The organism is Kribbella sp. NPDC004875, from assembly GCF_042873375.1.
Classification (GTDB): domain Bacteria; phylum Actinomycetota; class Actinomycetes; order Propionibacteriales; family Kribbellaceae; genus Kribbella.
On record NZ_JBIALI010000001.1, the window covers coordinates 903,827 to 922,585 of the forward strand.

The 18,759-nt window shown below is 69.8% G+C and carries 18 protein-coding genes; 11 read left to right on the top strand and 7 right to left on the bottom strand.

Annotated elements, in window-relative coordinates:
- Positions 1 to 6: 6 nt before the first annotated feature.
- Positions 7 to 984, top strand: coding sequence for an NAD(P)H-quinone oxidoreductase (locus ACFYRH_RS04285; protein WP_387767857.1), 978 nt, complete (start codon positions 7 to 9; stop codon positions 982 to 984).
- A gap of 114 nt (positions 985 to 1,098) precedes the next feature.
- Here ACFYRH_RS04285 and ACFYRH_RS04290 read toward each other — a convergent pair whose 3' ends face one another.
- Entirely contained in the window at positions 1,099 to 1,518 is a 420-nt protein-coding gene (locus ACFYRH_RS04290; RefSeq protein ID WP_387767860.1) for a VOC family protein, read from the bottom strand.
- 72 nt (positions 1,519 to 1,590) lie between these two features.
- Here ACFYRH_RS04290 and ACFYRH_RS04295 point away from each other — a divergent pair, with 72 nt between their 5' ends.
- The 6 genes from ACFYRH_RS04295 to ACFYRH_RS04320 all read left to right on the top strand — a co-directional run bounded on the left by ACFYRH_RS04295 (position 1,591) and on the right by ACFYRH_RS04320 (position 7,603).
- Complete coding sequence (locus ACFYRH_RS04295; RefSeq protein ID WP_387767863.1) at positions 1,591 to 2,163, top strand: TetR/AcrR family transcriptional regulator; 573 nt, start codon at positions 1,591 to 1,593, stop codon at positions 2,161 to 2,163.
- A 33-nt stretch (positions 2,164 to 2,196) separates the two neighbouring features.
- Positions 2,197 to 2,769, top strand: coding sequence for a helix-turn-helix transcriptional regulator (locus tag ACFYRH_RS04300; RefSeq protein ID WP_387767866.1), 573 nt, complete (start codon positions 2,197 to 2,199; stop codon positions 2,767 to 2,769).
- Positions 2,766 to 3,482, top strand: a complete 717-nt coding sequence (locus ACFYRH_RS04305; protein WP_387767869.1) for an ABC transporter ATP-binding protein — start codon at positions 2,766 to 2,768, stop codon at positions 3,480 to 3,482. The genes ACFYRH_RS04300 and ACFYRH_RS04305 overlap by 4 nt, the downstream gene beginning before the upstream one ends.
- Positions 3,482 to 6,103: an FtsX-like permease family protein gene (locus tag ACFYRH_RS04310; RefSeq protein ID WP_387767872.1), complete on the top strand. Its 2,622-nt coding sequence runs from the start codon at positions 3,482 to 3,484 to the stop codon at positions 6,101 to 6,103. Before ACFYRH_RS04305 ends, ACFYRH_RS04310 begins: the two co-directional genes overlap by 1 nt.
- A gap of 334 nt (positions 6,104 to 6,437) precedes the next feature.
- Positions 6,438 to 6,968 carry a CGNR zinc finger domain-containing protein gene (locus ACFYRH_RS04315; RefSeq protein ID WP_387767875.1) on the top strand — a complete coding sequence of 177 codons (531 nt, stop codon included), beginning with the start codon at positions 6,438 to 6,440 and terminating at the stop codon, positions 6,966 to 6,968.
- A 20-nt stretch (positions 6,969 to 6,988) separates the two neighbouring features.
- Positions 6,989 to 7,603 carry a bacterial proteasome activator family protein gene (locus tag ACFYRH_RS04320; protein ID WP_387767878.1) on the top strand — a complete coding sequence of 205 codons (615 nt, stop codon included), beginning with the start codon at positions 6,989 to 6,991 and terminating at the stop codon, positions 7,601 to 7,603.
- A gap of 4 nt (positions 7,604 to 7,607) precedes the next feature.
- Here ACFYRH_RS04320 and ACFYRH_RS04325 read toward each other — a convergent pair whose 3' ends face one another.
- Positions 7,608 to 8,417: an HAD family hydrolase gene (locus ACFYRH_RS04325; protein WP_387767881.1), complete on the bottom strand. Its 810-nt coding sequence runs from the start codon at positions 8,415 to 8,417 to the stop codon at positions 7,608 to 7,610.
- A 578-nt stretch (positions 8,418 to 8,995) separates the two neighbouring features.
- Between ACFYRH_RS04325 and ACFYRH_RS04330 the strand changes: the two genes are divergently transcribed.
- Complete coding sequence (locus ACFYRH_RS04330; RefSeq protein ID WP_387767884.1) at positions 8,996 to 9,553, top strand: WhiB family transcriptional regulator; 558 nt, start codon at positions 8,996 to 8,998, stop codon at positions 9,551 to 9,553.
- Between the two features lie 104 nt (positions 9,554 to 9,657).
- Here the strand turns inward: ACFYRH_RS04330 and ACFYRH_RS04335 are convergent, their stop codons facing one another.
- Positions 9,658 to 10,452: an HAD family hydrolase gene (locus ACFYRH_RS04335; protein ID WP_387767887.1), complete on the bottom strand. Its 795-nt coding sequence runs from the start codon at positions 10,450 to 10,452 to the stop codon at positions 9,658 to 9,660.
- The gene (gene serS / locus ACFYRH_RS04340) at positions 10,449 to 11,723 is read right to left on the bottom strand and encodes a serine--tRNA ligase (RefSeq protein WP_387767890.1); all 1,275 of its coding nucleotides are present in this window, start codon (positions 11,721 to 11,723) and stop codon (positions 10,449 to 10,451) included. The genes ACFYRH_RS04335 and serS overlap by 4 nt, the downstream gene beginning before the upstream one ends.
- A 94-nt stretch (positions 11,724 to 11,817) precedes the next feature.
- On the opposite strand from serS, the gene ACFYRH_RS04345 reads away from it, so the two are divergent.
- On the top strand, positions 11,818 to 13,410 hold the full coding sequence (locus ACFYRH_RS04345) for a diacylglycerol kinase family protein (protein WP_387767893.1): 1,593 nt from the start codon (positions 11,818 to 11,820) through the stop codon (positions 13,408 to 13,410).
- Between the two features lie 139 nt (positions 13,411 to 13,549).
- Here the strand turns inward: ACFYRH_RS04345 and ACFYRH_RS04350 are convergent, their stop codons facing one another.
- The gene (locus ACFYRH_RS04350) at positions 13,550 to 14,035 is read right to left on the bottom strand and encodes a DUF4446 family protein (RefSeq protein ID WP_387767896.1); all 486 of its coding nucleotides are present in this window, start codon (positions 14,033 to 14,035) and stop codon (positions 13,550 to 13,552) included.
- Positions 14,036 to 14,148: 113 nt separating this feature from the next.
- Here ACFYRH_RS04350 and larB point away from each other — a divergent pair, with 113 nt between their 5' ends.
- Both larB and larC read left to right on the top strand, forming a co-directional pair.
- On the top strand, positions 14,149 to 14,865 hold the full coding sequence (gene larB, locus ACFYRH_RS04355; RefSeq protein WP_387767899.1) for a nickel pincer cofactor biosynthesis protein LarB: 717 nt from the start codon (positions 14,149 to 14,151) through the stop codon (positions 14,863 to 14,865).
- Positions 14,865 to 16,223 (top strand): nickel pincer cofactor biosynthesis protein LarC, encoded by a 1,359-nt coding sequence (gene larC, locus ACFYRH_RS04360; RefSeq protein WP_387767902.1) that lies wholly within the window; start codon positions 14,865 to 14,867, stop codon positions 16,221 to 16,223. The genes larB and larC overlap by 1 nt, the downstream gene beginning before the upstream one ends.
- 114 nt (positions 16,224 to 16,337) lie before the next feature.
- On the opposite strand, the gene mptB is transcribed toward larC, so the two are convergent.
- Entirely contained in the window at positions 16,338 to 17,897 is a 1,560-nt protein-coding gene (gene mptB, locus ACFYRH_RS04365; protein ID WP_387767905.1) for a polyprenol phosphomannose-dependent alpha 1,6 mannosyltransferase MptB, read from the bottom strand.
- Positions 17,894 to 18,685: a glycosyltransferase gene (locus ACFYRH_RS04370; protein WP_387767908.1), complete on the bottom strand. Its 792-nt coding sequence runs from the start codon at positions 18,683 to 18,685 to the stop codon at positions 17,894 to 17,896. Before ACFYRH_RS04370 ends, mptB begins: the two co-directional genes overlap by 4 nt.
- Between the last annotated feature and the right edge of the window lie 74 nt (positions 18,686 to 18,759).

Below are 18,759 nucleotides of genomic sequence, written 5' to 3' on the forward strand. Positions count from 1 at the left end.
GGCAGCATGCGAGCTGTCGTGTGTGATGGAGCCGGCGGAATCGACGTCCTCGGGATCGGTGAGCTCCCGGACCCGGAACCAGCCGTCGACGAGGTCGTCATCGACGTCGTTGCCGCCGGCATGAATCGGGCTGACCTGATGCAACGCCAGGGCTTCTATCCGCCGCCGCCAGGCGCTCCTGGCACGATCGGTCTCGAGGTATCCGGCCGGATCGCGGCGGTCGGTGCCGAGGTCGAGGGCTGGTCGGTCGGCGACGAGTGCTGCGCGCTGCTCGCGGGTGGTGGGTACGCCGAGAAGGTCGTCGTACCCGCACCGCAGGTGATGCCCGTCCCGGACGGTGTCGACCTGGTCAGCGCGGCCGCGCTGCCCGAGGTAGTGGCGACCGTCTGGTCGAACGTGTTCATGACCGCGCACCTCAAGGCCGGCGAGACCCTGCTGGTGCACGGCGGCTCGTCGGGGATCGGCTCGATGGCGATCCAGCTCGCGGTCGCCCACGGCGCGCGGGTGCTGACCACGGTCGGCAGCGCCGAGAAGATGGAGTTCTGCACCCGGCTCGGGGCGGATGTCGCGATCAACTACAAGGAAGCCGAGTGGCCCTCGGTGGTCAACGAGGCCACCCACGGCGCGGGCGCCGACGTGATCCTCGACATCATCGGCGCGAAGTACCTGGCCGACAACGTGAAGACGCTCGCGTACGACGGGCGGCTCGTGGTGATCGGGATGCAGGGCGGCACGAAGGGTGAGCTGGATCTCGGCCGGTTGATGAGCCGGCGCGGCTCGGTGATCGCCACCGGCCTGCGGTACCGCGCGGTCGAGGACAAGGGCCGGATTCTCGCGGAGGTCGTCGGCCACGTCTGGCCGTTGATCGCGGAGAAGAAGGTCCGCCCGGTCGTGCACTCGACGTTCCCGCTGGCCGAGGTCGCGAAGGCGCACGAGATGCTCGAGCAGTCCACCCAGCTCGGCAAGGTCCTACTCACCGTCTGAGGCGGACCGCCAGCACTCACCAACCCGCGGCGCGGACCACGGCTCACGCTCAGCCGACCGGCGATCGCACCGCTCAGGCGGACTTGGTGAGTGCTGGAGATCCGCACCCACGGGTCATGGCGCCGTGGGCAGGTTCGCCGCGACCCATTCCGGGTCCGGTTCGACGAGCTGGATCACGTCGATCCACGTCCCGGCCGGGTCGCGGACGAAGAAGTGCCGCTGCCCGAACACCTCGGTGACCGGCTCGTTCTCCAGTCGCACGCCACCCTCGCGCAGAGCGGTCGCGATCTTGTCGACGTCCTCGACGACGAAGCCGAAGACGTTGGTGCTCTCGGTCAGCGCCGACACCGCCGCCGGAACGGTCGGGTGGCCGCGCTCGCAGATCGCCAGCTCCCAGTCCGCCGTGCCGCGGCGCAGCGTGATGAACCAGCCGAGATCGATCCCGACCTGCAGGTCGAGGTACTGCGCGTAGAACGTGGCCACGTCCGATGGCCGGTCGGTGACCACGGTCGCGCCGAATGCCGCGGGTTGCATACGCTCTCCTGACTACTACAGCTGTCGTTGTTGTGTACGACATTTGTAGTTGTTTCCTGCTAGGCTGTCAACATGCCCCGGAATCCGGAACGCCGTACCCAGCTGGCCGACGCCGGTCTGACCGTGCTCGCGGAGGCCGGCGCCCGCGGCCTCACCCACCGCGCCGTCGACGCCGCCGCCGGGCTCCCGGCCGGCACGGCGTCCAACTACTTCAAGTCCCGTGACGCCTTGCTCGGCGCCCTCGGTGAGCGGATCTTCGAGCGTCTCGCCCCCGACGAGGCAGTCCTCGAGCCGCTCGCCGCGCGCGAGCCCGGCCTCGACCTGATGACGGACTACGTGCGCTACATCGTCGAACGCCTACTCGGCCGCCCCGAGCTCTCGCTCGCGTTGCTCGAGCTCCGCCTCGAAGCCGCGCGCCGCCCGGGCCTGCACGAGATCCTGTCGCGCACACTCCGGCAGGGCTTCGACGCCGACGTCGCGTTCAACGCCCACGCCGGCCTGCCCGGCGGCGCCGAGGAGATCCGGCTTCTGCATTTCGCGATCGACGGCCTCGTCCTCGACCAGCTCACCCCCGGCACCGGACGCCCGTACGACGTCGACGCGACGACCGCCCGCCTGGTCCGCCGGCTCACCCGCGAGGATTGACGCGAGCATACCGGGTATGCATACTCGGTATCTATGTCGATCAAGCATGGTTTGCTGGCGCTGCTCCAGGACGAACCGAAGTACGGCTACCAGCTCCGCGGTGAGTTCGAAGCCGCCACCGGAGCCACCTGGCCGCTGAACATCGGGCAGGTCTACACGACGCTGACGCGCCTCGAGCGCGACGGGCTGGTCCGGGCCGCGTCCAGCGAGGGCGACGGCCGGTCGATGTACGAGATCACCGACGCCGGGCGCACCGAGCTCGCGAAGTGGTTCGAGACCCCGGTGACCCGCGAGTCGCGGCCGCGGGACGAGCTCGCGATCAAGCTCGCACTCGCGCTCGCCGTCCCGGGCGTGGACGTCAGCGCCGTGGTGCAGCGGCAGCGGATGTCGACCATGCAGTCGCTGCAGGAGCTGACCCGGCTGAAGCGCAACAGCACCGACGGCGAGATCTCCTGGCAGCTGGTGATCGAGTCGATGATCTTCGGCGCCGAGGCCGAGATCCGCTGGCTCGACCATTGCGAGTCGATGCTGTTACGGCACCGCGGCAAGCCACGGGCGGTGCCGCAGAAGTACGACGTACCGGATGAGCAGGAGGCACGGTCGTGATCCTGGACATCCGGAAGCTGACCAGGACCCACGGTCAGGGGGAACAGGCCGTACAGGCCTTGCGGGGCGTGGATCTGGCGGTCGCCCCGGGCGAACTGGTCGCGGTGATGGGACCGTCCGGCTCCGGCAAGTCGACGTTGCTCACCTGCGCCGGCGGCCTCGACCAGCCGACCAGCGGCGAAGTACTTGTCGACGGCAACGACCTGGCGACGCTCAGCCGGAACGCGGTGGCCGCACTCCGGCGCCGCCGGATCGGCTACGTCTTCCAGGACTTCAACCTGATCCCCGCGCTGACCGCGGCCGAGAACGTCGCGCTCCCACTCGAGCTGGACGGCACCCGCAGCCGGACCGCGCGCAAGTACGCCGTCGCCGCGTTGCAGGAGGTCGGGATCGACGAGCTCGCCGACCGGTTCCCCGACGACATGTCCGGTGGCCAACGGCAACGAGTCGCGATCGCTCGCGCCATCGTCGGTGAACGCCGCCTGCTGCTCGCCGACGAGCCGACCGGCGCGCTGGACTCCGAGACGGGCGAGGCCGTACTCCGGCTGCTCCGTGACCGCTGCGACCAGCACGGGATCGGCGGCGTTCTCGTCACTCATGATGCACGGCATGCCGCGTGGGCGGATCGCGTCGTCTACCTGCGTGACGGCGTCCTCGTGGGCCAGTCCGGACCGTTGTCCGATGCGGATGCGCTGCTCCAGGAGAGCCGCTGATGGGCCAGTGGGGTCCACCGCTGCGGATTGCCCGCCGTACGACGCGGAGGTCGCTCGGCCGGACGCTGTTGGTGGCAGCGCTGATCGGCCTGCCGGTGCTGGCGGCGACCTGGATGGGCATCATCCTCAAGACCCAGAGCCCTGAGGGCGAAACGCTCGCCAACAACACCATCGGCCGCGCTGACGCCCGGCTGGACGTCACCAAGTACGGCAAGCTCCAGATGCCTCAGGGCGGTCAGATCACGTACGGCGAAGCGTCGCCGGCCGATGGGCAGGACAAAGCCGTCCGGACGCCCGCGACGTTCGACCCACGACCGCTGCTCCCGCCGGGCACCAAGCTCGCTCGCCAGCTCGTCGAGTCGGGCCTGATCCAGGTTCGCGGTCCGGAAGCGAAGACCTCGGTCACCCTGGTCACCGGCGACGGCTCGAACCCGCTGACCGAGGGCACCGTCAAGCTCGACAAGGGCCGGCTGCCGGCGACGGCGAACGAGGTCGCGATCTCGCCTTCGCTCGCCGGGAAGCTCGGACTGAGCGGACCCGGCGGCACGCTGGTGAGCGACAGCGGCAAGAGCTACACCGTCGTCGGCGTTGCGCGGATGCTCTCCACGCAGAGCACGCGGACCGTCTTCGCCACGCCGGACACCACGCTGAACGAAGCCGACCCGGCCGGCACGGTCCAGTACCTCGTCGACCTGCCCGACTCGGCCGACCCCGACCAACTCGGCGCACAACTGCTCGACCAGGGCCTCTATCTCTTGCCGCGCGCAACCATCGTCGACCCGCCGCCGGACCCGTTCACCCAGGCCAGCGACATCGGCCCGTACGCCGCGATGGCTCTGGTGATCGGCTTCGGCATCCTCGAGATCGTCCTGCTCGCCGGTACGGCGTTCGCGGTCGGCGCCCGGCGCCAGACCCGCGAGCTCGGTCTCGTGATGGCCGCCGGCGGTACGCCGCGCGACGTACGGCGGATCGTCGCGATGCAAGGCCTGTTCGCCGGACTGGTCGGTGTCGTCGGCGGCCTGGTCATCGCGAGCGTCGCGGTGTTCAGCGCGAAGCCGTTGTGGGAGCGGATGACCGACTCGATCTTCACCGCCTGGCAGGTCCCTTGGGGCACGATCCTCGCGATCGCCCTCCTCGGGCTCGGTGCCGGGCTCGCCGCGGCCGTCGTACCGGCGATCAGTGCGGGTCGGCAGGCGCCGCTGGCCGCGCTGGCGGGCCGGTTCACGGTGACGGTGAAGGCGGCGCGGATCCGGATCGTCACCGTCGTCCTGCTCATCGCCGGTCTGGTCTGCGTGTTCCTGGGCAGCACGATGATCGGGGTCGCGCTGAAGGAGGCCCGGCATTCGAGCCAGATGGGCCAGCAGGCGAGCGTGACGCCGTCCGGCGCGATCGCGCTGGTGTTGCTCGGCATCACGGCGACGATCGCAGCGCTCGTCTGGATGCTCCCGAGTCTCGTGGCCAAGATCGCCGGCTTGGCCCGCGCCCTGCCGTTGAGCGGCCGCATGGCGATGCGCGACGCCGCGCGGCACCGGCACCGCACCGGGCCCGCGACCGCGGCGATCATGATGGCAGTGGCCGGTACCGCCGCGATCTCGTTCGCCGGAGCCAACTCGATCGCAGCCGATGCCGCGGACTACACCGCGGTCGGCCGGCACGGTGACGCCGTACTGCGCTTCGGCCAGGGCGTCCCGGGAGCGCTCTCGTACACGCCGGAGCTCGTGTCGGAGGTGACCGGTCTGCTGCCGGTTCGGCAACGGTACGAGCTCGGCGACGTACTGTTGCCGAACGCAAAGCCCAACGAGTACGGCTACACGCCGGTGCTGTCGGTCGCCTCGCCGGAGAACACCGAGGGGATGACCGGGTTCACCCTGCAGGCGGCCGATCCGGCGTTCGTCGCTCGCTTCGGCGAGTACGGCGAGAAGGCGGCGGCCGCGCTGCGGGCCGGTCAGGTGGTGATCCCGGACGTCACACTGAAGCCTGGGCAAAAGGTTGCCATGCACAACGATGACGGCCAGAAGTACCTGCGGGACCTGGACGCGGTGTCGCTCGGTACGACGCCACGTGTCCAGTTCCTGCAGGAGACGGCACTGATCAGTCAGGACGCGGCCCGCAAGCTGGGCACCATCCGCGTCGCCGAAGTGCACTTCGACCTGACCAGGGACCCTTCGAAGGATGAGCTCGCCGCGGTCGCCCGGCTGCTCGGTTCCGACGAGGAACTGCAGGTGGAGAAGGGCTACCAGAGCCCGGCACGGGTGTTCCTGATCGGGATCCTGCTGGCCGCGACGGTGGTCACGCTGCTCGGGGTGGCGATCTCGGTGTCACTGTCGGCGGCCGAGGGACGGGCCGATCTCGCGACGCTCGCCGCGATCGGTGCGCCGCCGCGCCGTCGACGGTCGCTGGCCGCGGCGCAGGCGTGGGTGCTGGGTCAGCTGGGCTGCCTGCTGGGCGTGGGGGTCGGCGCGCTGTACGGCTACACGGCCCATGCCGCGTTCGGATCACCGCACTTCACGGTCCCGTGGGCGGAGATCGGCGGCATCGTGGTCGTCGTACCACTGTTCGCCGGACTGCTCGCGGGGCTGCTCACCCGCTCACGCCTACCGATGGTCAGCCGTATCGACTAAGGCGTGTCTCCCAATCCCGCGCCGTAGCGAGCAGGTGCTCGGTGCGGTGGCTCGGTGCGCGGGAGCGAAGGTCTCGATGCGGAGCATCGTGGCCTTTGCTCACGTGCAGCGAGGTGCCGTGCCGAGTGCCGCGCAGTAGGCGGGGGATTGGGAGACACGCCCCAAGGCGAGTTCGGGATAGGCGATGGGGTACGGCGGTGTGCTTGCGACCCTCCACCGGCCGCAGGCGCACCGCTGGTAGACGACCAGGCCTTCGCTGACCTGATGGGTGGAGACCACGCTCCAGCGGTGCCGGTGAGCATCTGTCATGGATCCATCGTGATGTAATGGCATTATGCATCTCAACCCTTACGGCGCCGACGCCGTCCTGCTCGCGGTGAACCTGGCCACCCGGCCGGCGAACACGCCGGAGGAGCTGGCCGACCGCTGCGAGGAGAGCGGCGTCGAGAACCGCCTGGTCCGCGACCGCGACGTCACTGCCGCGGATCTGGCCGCGGTCCGGGTCGCGCTCGACGAGTGGCTAGCGGTCGTGGACGCCACGGACGAGCGGACCCGCGTCGATCTGGTGAACGCGATGCTGGCGAAGTACACCGAGCATCCACGGCTCACGAACCACGCGGGCGACGGCTGGCACGTGCACTACCGGCCGGACGACGTACCGGTCGGCCGCCTCGTCGCGACCCTGATCAGCACCGGTACGGCGCTGCACCTGGCCGGCCGTGGCATCAGCCGGGTCGGACGCTGCGCCACAGAAGGCTGCGCCAACGTGTACGCCGACCTCTCGCGCACCGGACGTCAGCGCTACTGCAGCCCCGCCTGCGCCAACCGCGACGCCGTACGGAGGCACCGCGCCCGGACCAATTGAGGCGGTTCTAGGATGGGGGGATGACCGAGAGCAGCAGCGAGGGCCAGGGAACACCGATGGCCGGGGCGCGGACCGAAGACGGCAAGGTGCTGATCGTCGGGCCGGACGGCATGGCCGTCGAGGGACCGCCGCGCTCCGACAGCGATCACGACGAGCACGACGACGAACCCCGTTCGGTCACCGAGCTGGTCGAGCAGCCGGCCAAGGTGATGCGGGTCGCGAACATGATTCGGCAGCTGCTCGACGAGGTGAAGTCGGCGCCGCTCGACGAAGCCTCCCGGGCGCGTCTGCGATCGATCCACAAGGCATCGATCAAGGAGCTGGAGAGCGGGCTGGCGCCGGAGCTGGTCGAGGAGCTGGAACGCCTCAGCCTGGACTTCACCGACGACAGCACGCCGACCGACGCCGAGCTGCGGATCGCGCAGGCGCAGCTGGTGGGCTGGCTGGAGGGCCTGTTCCACGGCATCCAGACGGCGTTGTTCGCGCAGCAGATGGCCGCTCGCCAACAGCTGGAGCAGATGCGCCGCGCACTGCCCGGCGGCCAGCAGCTGCCCGGCGACGAGCACCCGAGCTTCCCCGGTGCACCGCAGGCCGGCACCACCGACGGGCCCGGCAGCGGCGGGATGTATCTGTAAAGCCTTATTTCACAGGCTGGAACAACTCCTCGAGGACGGCGGCGACGCCGTCCTCGTCGTTTGCCGGGGCAGTTCTGTCCACCACCGCGAGCACCTCGGGGTGCGCGTTCGCCATCCCGTACGAGGTTCCGGCCCAGGCGAGCATCGGCAGATCGTTGACCGAGTCACCGAACGCGATCGTCTCAGCAGCCGAGATCCCTTGTGACGCAGCGAAATCGGCCAGCATCGCGGCCTTGGACACCCCGGACGCGGAGATCTCCACCAGACCGTGGCCGCCGCTGTGACTGGCCGTGACTCGTTGGCCCACCAACGGTGAGACCAGCGCGAGCAGTTCGTCGGCCTGCAGGCTCGGATGCCGGACGAGCAGCTTCGCGGCCGGCTCCGCGACGAGTTCCTCGACCGCCGCGATCAACGTGTCGGCAGGTTTCGGCCAGCGATTCAGGTAGACCGGTTCCTGTCCGTAGCGGTCCGGTCGCTCGATGGCGAACTGGACGTCCGGGATCGCCGCACGGATCGCCTGCGCGACGTCGAGAGCGATCGCCGGATCGATCAGCCGGGTCCGAATCGCCTGCCGGCGCGGGACGTCGTACAGAATGGCGCCGTTGGCAACAATCGCGACACCGTGCGCGCCGACCAGGTCCGTCAGGTCGTGCAGCCAGCGAGGTGGCCGGGCGGTGACCATCACGAAAACACTTCCCGCGCGTTGTGCCGAACGCACCGCGGTCAAGGTCCGGTCGGACACGGTTCCATCACTACGGACCAGAGTTCCGTCGAGATCGGTGGCAATCAGGCGGGGGTACTGCGAAGCCGTCACAGGCCCACCGTATCCTCGGTGACGGCGGTCCCGCATTACTCCCCCGGGCAGCCGGAACGCAACCCGTTCGACAGTGGTTTCAGCGGGTTTTGACTTTTCTGGTTGAGGTTTTGACAACGTCATCAGACCGTTACGGCAGGATGCTGCAAAGGCAGCAAGTTCCCCTGCACCGCCCTGCGGGTGCGTGATTTCATGCGGAGGTCTGGCGGGGAACCGGGGGCTGTTCGGCCGCGTCGTATGCGTGTTCTGGATCAGCGCGACTGAATCCGCCCCACCTTGCGTAAGCACACACAAACGTCGAAGAACTGTTGTGGGATTGGCTGCAACCAAACCCGCGGCAGCGACGTCAAGAGTTATGGATCGGTGCGTCCCGCGCCCGGGACGACAACGGTGGGCCGGCAACAGTTCGCAGGTCCATCAGCTAGCGGATCTGTGCGAACGAACGACGTTCACTGTTCGTTCACTCAGGTCTTGATACTTGGGGAGCCTTGATGACCGTCAACAGCGCCAATCTAGCGGGGCCGGGGGGCAATAGCTCCCGAGCGGCTGTCGACACGTCTTCCAGCAGGGAGGGGGCCATGACCGGCTGCATCGCCCGCCCGGACATCTTTCAGCACCGCCTGATGGAAGAGCCGCCGCCCGCGTCCGCGACCCGTCGTACCAGGGAGCGGTACGAACAGCTGACCCGCGAGGCCAAGACGTTGTGCGCCTCGTGCCCGCTGTTCACCGACTGCCTGTACAGCGCCGTCGCCGAACACGACGTGAGCGGCTTCGTCGCCGGAACCACCGCTGCACAACGGCGTTCGATCCGCAACCTGCTCGATATCGAGGTGCAGGCGGACGACTTCGACCAGCTCGCCGGCGCGCGGGGGACGCGCCGGCCGGTGAGCCACGAAGAAGTCCTGCGGCTGCGCACGCAGTACCCGAACGACAGCCTGGAGTCCCTGGCCATGCGGCTGGGATGCTCCCTGTCCACGGTGAAGCGGCACCTGCGCCGCGCTCGCCGCGGTCAGAGCCCGGCTGCGAAGACGCCGCGGCCGCGACCCGAGGTGAACGCCGTACTGGACGCGTTCGACACCGTGGTCGACCACCAGCACAACCAGCCGCGCCGGACCGGCAGCACCCGCGTCGCCTGACCGATACTCGGCCCGCCAGCGGACTATCGGGCAAAAGCCCAGAACCCCTGCAACTGCGGGGGTTCTGGGCTTTCTGTTGCTTGAAGCAAGCTGTTTACGCCGGGTCAGAACCAGCGGTTGAGGATCGCGGCGGCACCGTCGTCCTGGACCGGCTTGGTCACCTCGTCGGCGGCGGCCTTCACCTCGTCGGGCGAGGACCCCATCGCGACCCCGAGACCGGCGTACGTGAGCATCTCGATGTCGTTGCGTCCGTCACCGATCGCCAGCAGGCCGGCCGGGTCCAGGTCGTACTGCGCGAGCGCGACCTTCAGGCCCGTCGACTTGTCCACACCCTCGGGCGCGATGTCGAGCCACGCCGTCCAGCCGACGAAGTAGCTGACGCCGTGCAGGCCCAGGCGTTCCGCCAGGTGGACGAAGTCGCTCTCGGACTGCTCCGGGTCCCGGATGATCAACCGGGTCACGGGTTGCGGCGCGAGCTCCTCGTCACCGACCACCCGGATCCGCGCGTCCCGGCCGAGGTCGCCGTCCGGGAACGGTGCGGTGACCAGATAGCTGCCGTCGTACTCCTCGACCGCCATCCGGGCCTTCGGGGCGTACTTGCGGACCGAGGCGATCACCGTCGACGGGTCGAACGTCCGCTCGTCGACGACCTCGCCGTCCGGGTAGCGGAGCGTGCGCGCGCCGTTGCTGCAGACAACCAACCCGCCGGCCGGCAGACCGAGCCGCTCGGCCACCGGCCTGGTGGTCGACCAGGCCCGGCCGGTGGCCAGGATGACGGGAACCTGCGCCGCGGTGCGCCGGACCGCGTCGACGACCGCGGGCGACAGTCTCTCGTCGTGATCGATCAGCGTGCCATCGATGTCCAGGGCAACGGCCGTCGGCCGTGCGCCTTCCTTCATTTGGCGACCGGCTCGAGGACCTCGCGACCACCGACGTACGGGCGCAGGGCGGTCGGTACCCGGACCGAGCCGTCGGCCAGCTGGTGCGTCTCCAGGATCGCGACGATCCAGCGGGTGGTGGCCAGCGTCCCGTTCAGGGTCGCGACCGCCTGCGTCTTCCCGTCGGCGTCCCGGTGCCGGATGTTCAGCCGGCGGGCCTGGAAGTCCGTGCAGTTCGACGTCGAGGTCAGCTCCCGGTACCGGCCCTGCGTCGGCACCCACGCCTCGCAGTCGAACTTCCGGTACGCCGAGATGCCGAGATCGCCCGTGGCGGTGTCGATCACCCGGTAGCTCAGCTCCATCTTGTCGAGCATCTCCTTCTCCCAGGCCAGCAGCCGCAGGTGCTCGGCGGCGGCATCCTCGAGGCTGCAGTAGGAGAACATCTCGACCTTGTCGAACTGGTGGACACGGATGATCCCGCGGGTGTCCTTCCCGTGCGACCCGGCTTCCTTGCGGTAGCACGACGACCAGCCGGCGTACCGGATCGGGCCGTTGGACAGGTCGATGATCTCGTCCATGTGGTAGCCGGCCAGGGCGACCTCCGACGTACCGGTCAGGTACAGCTCCGGGTCCTCGAGGCGGTAGACGTCGTCGTGCGCCGACAGGTAGCCGGTGCCGCCCATCACCTCGGGCTTGACCAGGGTCGGCGTGATCATCGGGGTGAAGCCGTTCTCCACCGCCTGCTGGACGGCCAGCTGCAGCATGCCCAGCTGGAGCAGCATGCCGACGCCCTTGAGGAAGTAGAACCGCGAGCCGGAGATCTTCGCGCCGCGCTCCATGTCGATCGCGCCGAGCAGCTCACCGAGCGCGAGGTGGTCGCGGGGCTCGAAGCCCTCGGCGGCGAAGTCGCGCGGCTTGCCGACCTCCTCCACCACGACGAAGTCGTCCTCGCCGCCGACCGGCGCCTCGTCGGAAACCAGGTTCGGCAGCGCCCGGGCCAGCTCGTCGAAGCGGTTCCCGGCCTCGTTCGCCGCGGCCTCGTGGGCCTTCACCTCGGCGGCCAGCGTCTTGGTGCGCTCCAGCAGCGCGGTCCGGTCGTCCCCCTTGGCCTGGGCGACCTGCTTGCCGAGCGTCTTCTGCTCGGCCCGGAGCGCCTCGAAGGCGGAGATGGACGATCGACGCTCACTGTCGGCCACCAGGATCTGGTCGACCAGGTCCGTACTTTCGCCGCGCTTGGTCAGGGCCGCGCGGACGACATCAGGGTTCTCACGGAGCAGTTTCGCGTCAATCACACGACGAGGGTATCGGGGCGTGTCTGAACCGGCGAAGTCTATTCGGGATGATGTGGTGAGCACAGGCGATCGGCGGGGAGGATCTGAGCGGGCGATGAACCACCACCCACCCAGTCCGGTCGGCCGTGCGCTCACGGTCGTCCTGGGTGCGCTGCCGTTCACCGTCATCACGCTGCTGGTCTTCGAGGACTGGTCACCGCTGGCCCGCTGGGACCGGTCGGTCGCCGCCCGCGCCGCGTCGTACGGCGCCGGGCACGAGAGCGTCGTCGACTTCTGGCAGGTCGTCGGGGCCGTCGTCCTGCCCTGGACGTCACGGGCGGTGATCGTGATCGTGGCGGCGTACCTGTGGCAGCGCCGGGCCCGGTTGCTGACGTTCTGGCTGCTTACCTCGGCGGTCGCGGAGCTGGTGCTGGTCCAGGTGGTCAAGGCGATCTTCGAGCGGGAGCGGCCGGCCCAGATGCTGGTCGAGACCAGCGGCTTCTCGTACGTCTCCGGTCACGCGACGGCCGCGTTCGTGATGGCGGGCGCGCTGGGGGTCGTGCTGCCGTCGGTGCGGGGCTGGCGGCGGCGGTTCCGGCTGCTCGTGCTGCTGCCGGTGCTCATCGTGGTCTGGATCGCGTCCGCGGACCGGATCGCGCTGAACGTGCACTACGTGTCGGACGTGCTCGGCGGCTGGGCGCTCGGACTGGCGATCCTGACCGCGACGTCGATCGGGTTCGGGTTGCGTCCGGGGCTGCGCCGGCGCAGGCGCCGTACCCCGTCCGACGGCGACGGTACGACGGCTCCGCCGCGGGCCGCCGTCATCGTGAACCCGATCAAGGTCGGCGACGGGGTCGCGTTCCGCCGCAAGGTGACCCGGGCGCTCGAGGTCCGCGGGTACGACGACCCGCTGTGGCTCGAGACGCGCGAGGACGACGCCGGGAACGCGATGGCCAAACAGGCGATCGAGAACGAGTCGGACCTCGTGCTGGTCGCGGGCGGGGACGGGACCGTCCGCGTGGTGTGCTCGGCGCTCGCGCACACCGGGATCCCGGTCGGGGTGATCCCGGCGGGGACGGGGAACCTGCTGGCGCGGAACCTGCACATTCCTTTGGACCTGGATGACGCGCTGGAGCGGATCCTGGAAGGGCGGGATCGGCGGATCGACCTGGTTCGGGTGCACGGGGACGAGCTGGACACCGACCGCTTCGCGGTGATGGCCGGGCTCGGGCTGGACGCGGCGATCATCTCGGACGCACCGCCACACCTGAAGAAGCAGATCGGGTGGACGGCGTACCTGGTCTCGGCGGCGAAGAACATCAACCACCCGTCCGTACGGGTCCAGCTCACCATCGACGACGCGGAGCCGATCGAACGTCGGGTCCGGACCGTGGTGGTCGGCAATGTCGGGATGCTGCAGGCGAACATCCCGCTCCTGCCGAACGCGCGGCCTGACGACGGTCTGCTGGACGTGGTCGTGATCGCGCCGCGGCGGGTCACGCAGTGGCCGATCGTCCTCTGGCGCCTGATGACGCGGACCAACCGCACCGACATGTACCTGGAACGCTTCACCGGCCGAAAGGTCGAGATCTACGCGGCCGTCGACGTCCAACGCCAACTGGACGGCGACCCGATCGGCCCCGGCCGCTACCTGATCAGCGAAATCGAACCGGGCGCCCTGACAGCACGGGTCCCGAAGCGCCGCTGACGACCTGCTGCAGCTAGACAGGAGGTGTCAGCTCAGCCGGCGGCTCGTCACGCTCACCACGGTGGGCGGATCGGGAAATCTCAGGGACACCTCCTGTCAAGCTGCAGTCATCACCCGCGAGGTCAACTCAAAGAGTCCGTCAGTCGACCGTGGGGCCGGACTCCTTGCGGAGGGTGTCGATGGCTTCTTGTTCTTCGGGGGAGAGTTTGGACTCGCTGGTGAAGGAGCGGACTTCCTTGGCGTAGGTGCGGGCGTCGGCGCGGCTGTTGATGGACGTGAGGATGACGCCGTCGCCGTTGTTGTCCAGGATCGCCATCGACCAGGAGAGTTTGCCGCCGGTGTCGCCGAACGCGTCGTACCGGACGACCGCCAGATGCTGCAGCGTCTCCTTGAGTTCGCCGCGGGTGGCGTCGAGTTCCTTGCTGAGCCGGCGCAGTTCGGATTTGACGGTTCCGGGTTTCGCCTCGGGCTGCTCGGGTTGCGGGGCCGGATCCGGGAGTGGGGCGGGTGTGACCTGGTCCGACGTGTCTGTCCGGGCCCGGAGGGCCTGGATCGCGAACACCAGGGCTAGCACCGCCACGAAGAGGGCGGCGACCCCGAAGGCACCGGCTAACGTCGAAGACACAGCACGAGAGCCTAAGGCATGCGGTGTTATACCTGAGTAAACAAGCGATTGCACAGCGTGTGGGTGACGGGACGGATGCGGTACGTCGGGCCTCGGCAACGTAGATTCGCCGCGTGACACATTTGCCTGATCAGGGTCCACAACCGGGCGTCCACGACCTCGGGTACGCCCGCCTCGACACCGACCGGCTGGAGCGTACCGGCGACGCCGAAGTCGTCTACGGCGCCGGCAAGACGCCGTCTCAGGTGGTGGAACTGCTCCGTACGCTGCACGCCACGCACCCGGATCACGCCGTCCTGGCGACCCGGCTGACCGTCGAGGCGCAGGCGGCGGTGACCGCGGCGCTGCCGGCGGCCGTGGTCGACCCGGTCGGGCGTACGGCGGTCCTCGGCAAGCGCGGCGCCCTGCGCGGGCGGGTCGCGGTGGTGGCGGCCGGTACGTCGGACGCGCCGGTCGCGGCCGAGGCGGCGACGACGGCCCGGGTGTTCGGGGCCGAGGTCGAGATGATCACGGACGTCGGCGTGGCGGGGCTGCACCGGATCCTCGGGGTCCGTGAGCGGCTGGACGCGGCGGACTGCCTGATCGTGGTCGCGGGGATGGAGGGGGCGCTCCCGAGCGTCGTCGGCGGGCTCGTCGGCGTACCGCTGGTCGCCGTGCCGACCTCCGTCGGGTACGGCGCTTCGTTCGGCGGGCTGGCCGCGCTGCTCGGGATGTTGAACTCGTGCGCGCCCGGCGTCTCGGTGGTGAACATCGACAACGGGTTCGGTGCCGGGGTCTTCGCGGCGCGGGTCGCCCGTCGTTCGGTGCCGCGCGAGACGAAGGACGCCTGATGCGCACTGCCTGGCTCGACTGCTCCGCGGGCGCCTCCGGTGACATGCTCCTCGGCGCCTTCCTCTCCGCCGGCGCCGACCTCGCGGCTGTGAACGCCGCGGTCGCCGCCGTAGACCCCTCACTGTCCGTCAGCATCACGCAAACCGCCCGCCACCAGATCGCCGCTACCAAAGCCTCCGTCGAGGTCAACGGCACGCCCCACCCGGAAAACTTCCCCGACACCGTCCACGGGCACGAGGCAGGTGCTGGGCACGGGCACGGGCACGGGCACGGGCACGGGCATGGGCACGGGCATGGGCATGGGCACGCCGACGACGGGCAGGAGGCGGTTGCCGACGGGTCCGGGCCGGGCGACGGCCAGTCCCCGCACCACCACAGTCACGGACCGACGCGGGCGTGGGCAGACGTCCGGCGACTGCTCGAAGCAGCCGCCCTGGACGGGCGGGTCCGGGAGCTGGCGCTGGACACCTTCGGCCGGCTGGCTCGGGCTGAAGGGGCGGCACATGGGGTGGATCCGGAGACGGTGCACTTTCATGAGGTCGGTGCGTTGGATGCGATCGCGGACATCGTCGGGGTCGCGGCCGCCGCGGTGAGTCTCGGGCTGGAGCGGATCGTGGTGTCGACGATCGCGCTCGGCGGCGGCACCCAGGTGCGCGGGCAGCACGGCGGCATCCCGATTCCGGGTCCCGCGGTCCTGCACCTGGTGGCCGAGGCCGAGGCGCCGGTGATCGGCGGTACGGCGCCGTACGAGATGACCACGCCGACCGGGGCCGCGCTGCTCGCGACACTGGCCGACGAGTTCGGGATGATGCCGCCGATGCGGGTCGGCACCACCGGTGTCGGCGCCGGCGGGCGGGACCCGGTGGAGGTGCCGAACATCCTCCGCGTGATCGTTGGCGAGTCCACCGACCGCCCGGCGACCGAGCTCGTCTACGAGACGAACGTCGACGACCTCGACCCGCGTTTGTGGCCGCAGATCCTCGCGAAGCTGCTGGCCGCCGGTGCCGCCGACGCCTGGCTCACCCCGATCCTGATGAAGAAGGGCCGCCCGGCCCACACCCTGTCGGTCCTGGTCACGGGCAAGAACGCCCCCGCGGTCCGCCGCGTCATCCTCACCGAGACCACCGCGATCGGCCTCCGTGAGTACCCGATCAGCAAGCACGCCGCCGACCGCGAGTTCACCACGATCAAGCTCGACGGCGCCTCGATCAGCGTGAAGATCGCCAGGTACGACGGCCAGGTGGTCAACGTGCAACCGGAGTACGACGACGTGGTCGCCGCGGCCACGGAGCTCGGCCAACCGGTCAAGCTCGTCCTGGCCCGCGCGATTGCCGCCGCCGAATCACTCTGGAGCTGACCGCACCCTCACGCCCGCGCGAGGGGATAACCCCTGGTGTTACGGGTTCTCCCCTCGCATACCAGCAGAGAACCCCCAACACGACGGGTTATCCCCTCGTGTGCGGTGACGCGCCTAGTGCGCCTCGGCGGCCTTCTGCGGGACGGGCTTCGGCTTGCGGCGGGGCCAGTCGTACGGCCACCACTGGGCACCGTTCCGCCGAGCCCACACGATCAACGCGACCAGCACGAACAGCTCGACCGCGGGGCAGAGCGTGTCCCGCAGTCGCGCGCTGAAGAACTCCAGCGAGTCCGACAGGCTCGCCGCGACCTGCCGGGCGTTCGGGTCGCGGCCCGGGACGTAGGCGATCGCGAGCATCGTCGTACGGATCACCATCAGCCCGTCGACCTTGGAGGCGGCGACCGCGGCGAGGGCGACCCAGGCGATCACGTCGTACCAGGGCAGTGAATACATCGCGGTCAGCACCCAGGCGATCGCGTAGATCGCGGTGTAGCGGATCGCGGCCGGGGTCGGGTCGTCGGGATGCGTTTGCGGCACCAACGACTTCGGCATCACCTGGGTGAGCAGGATCGCGACCACGATCAGCCCGACCCACGCGAGGATCGCCAGGACGGTCCGGACCAGCCCGTTCGGCAGGAACAGCGTGAAGAAGCTCAGCAGCACCTTGTGCGGCGTGCCGGTGGAGATGAACGACGTCTGCGACCGCGCCTGCTGGAACGCCTGCAGGCCGACGATCGCGTACAGCCCGCCCATCGCGAGCGCGCCGCCACCGCAGAACCAGACGCACTTGCGGCGGTCGGCACGCAGCGCCCACAGCATCGCGACACCGACCAGACCGATGGACAGCTTCGTGCAGCCCGCGACGCCGAGCATGATCCCGGCCAGGAACACGTGCCGCCGGAACAGCACCAGCGCGATCACCGCGAACATCACCGCGATCGCGTCGTTGTGCGCGCCGGCGAGCACCGCCCAGAGCAGCAGCGGGTTCGCCAGGCTGAGCATGATCACCCGTCGGCGGGCCGGCAGGTCCTTGCCGACGAGCTTCAGCAGCAGCAGCCCGGTGACCACCAGACTGATCGCGACCGACAGTTGCAGCATCCAGACGGTGAGCTGCGCGGAGTCGCCGCCGATCACCGACGAGAGCCACTGGATCCAGGTCGCGATCGGCCCGTACACGCTGCGCGCGCCCTGCCACGGCCGCTCGGTCGCGGCGATCACCGGGTCGTACCCGAGCCGGATGGTGTCGGCCGGCGAGGCCGTGTACGGGTCGCCGCCGAGCGCCATGATCCGGCCGTACGCCGCGTAGATCAGCACGTCGCCCGAGGCCATCGGCGGCACCAGCGTGACGGCCGCCGTCGTACCGATGCCCAAGGCAATCAAACGGTCGATGCGCGGGGCCCAGCCGTGTTTCAGGGCCTTGGTGGCGAGATAGACGCCGTACCCGCCGAGCAGGATCGCGACGTAGATCATCACCGACACGAGCCAGTCGTTCGGCTTGGTGGTGAACCAGTACGACGGGAGCCAGGTGTGCCGGCCCGTCAGGGTCAGCACCACCACGGACGGGCCGAGCAGCCCGACCGCGACGATCAGCGCCGTACACGCGAGGTAGAGGGCGACGGCGCGGCGACCGTACTTCCGGCCGAGCTCGACGTCGGGGGTGTCGACAGTGCTCATTGGGCGGTCTTCCGCGGGAACAGACTGCGCAGCGACGGCCCACCACCGTCCGCGGGCAGCGCACTGCGGGCGGCGAGCGCCCGGCGGACGTGCAGGTACTGCTTCGCGCGGTGCAGCTGCCCGCGCAGGTCCGTGCCGGTCGCGCGGTGCCGGACCTCGATCGGCACCTCGAGGATCCGGAAGCCCTTCCGCCCGAGGTCGATCGTCAGCGCGGTCTCCACCCCGAACCCGGCGGCCAGCGGTACGGCGGAGTCGAACGCGGCCCGGGTCAGACAGCGCTGGCCGGACAACGGCTGCTCCGGCGCCCAGCCGGTCGCCTCCTGGATCCCGGCCCGCGCGAGTCGCACCACGAATCCGTGACCGCCCGCCTTGGACCCGTCGGTGCGAACCTGGGCCGGCAGTGTCCCGATGGTCATGTCGGCGCGGCCGGTCTGCACCGGCTCGATCAGCGGGCCCGCCGCGGTCGCCGTGTCGGTCAGGTCGGCGTCGAGGAACAGCAGGTGCCGCGGCCGGGCGCCGTCGCGCTCCGCGACCGCGGCCGCGCCGGTCTCCATCGCGGCGGCCTTGCCGCGGTTCCGCTCGTGGCGGACCACGACCGCGCCGGCGCGCTCGGCGGACTCCGCCGTACCGTCGGTGGAGCCGTCGTCGACGACCACGACCAGGTCGACGCCGATGATCTTGTGCACCGCGTCGACAGTCGCCGCGATCCGCTCGGCCTCGTCCTTCGCCGGGATCACGCAGGCGACGGCACGCTCGAACGGTTCGGAGGACAATTCATCACCGGGCACAGCACCGCAGCCTAGTTCCTCTCCAGCCGATCGACCTCGTCCGTAGCGGCCAGCTGTGGATATTCGTCCTTTCG

Coding starts and splice junctions, on each gene's coding strand:
- ACFYRH_RS04285 (WP_387767857.1), top strand. CDS start 7: ATGCGAGCTGTCGTGTGTGATGGAGCCGGCGGAATCGACGTCCTCGGG.
- ACFYRH_RS04290 (WP_387767860.1), bottom strand. CDS start 1,518: ATGCAACCCGCGGCATTCGGCGCGACCGTGGTCACCGACCGGCCATCG.
- ACFYRH_RS04295 (WP_387767863.1), top strand. CDS start 1,591: ATGCCCCGGAATCCGGAACGCCGTACCCAGCTGGCCGACGCCGGTCTG.
- ACFYRH_RS04300 (WP_387767866.1), top strand. CDS start 2,197: ATGTCGATCAAGCATGGTTTGCTGGCGCTGCTCCAGGACGAACCGAAG.
- ACFYRH_RS04310 (WP_387767872.1), top strand. CDS start 3,482: ATGGGCCAGTGGGGTCCACCGCTGCGGATTGCCCGCCGTACGACGCGG.
- ACFYRH_RS04315 (WP_387767875.1), top strand. CDS start 6,438: ATGCATCTCAACCCTTACGGCGCCGACGCCGTCCTGCTCGCGGTGAAC.
- ACFYRH_RS04320 (WP_387767878.1), top strand. CDS start 6,989: ATGACCGAGAGCAGCAGCGAGGGCCAGGGAACACCGATGGCCGGGGCG.
- ACFYRH_RS04330 (WP_387767884.1), top strand. CDS start 8,996: ATGACCGGCTGCATCGCCCGCCCGGACATCTTTCAGCACCGCCTGATG.
- ACFYRH_RS04335 (WP_387767887.1), bottom strand. CDS start 10,452: ATGAAGGAAGGCGCACGGCCGACGGCCGTTGCCCTGGACATCGATGGC.
- ACFYRH_RS04345 (WP_387767893.1), top strand. CDS start 11,818: ATGAACCACCACCCACCCAGTCCGGTCGGCCGTGCGCTCACGGTCGTC.
- larC (WP_387767902.1), top strand. CDS start 14,865: ATGCGCACTGCCTGGCTCGACTGCTCCGCGGGCGCCTCCGGTGACATG.
- mptB (WP_387767905.1), bottom strand. CDS start 17,897: ATGAGCACTGTCGACACCCCCGACGTCGAGCTCGGCCGGAAGTACGGT.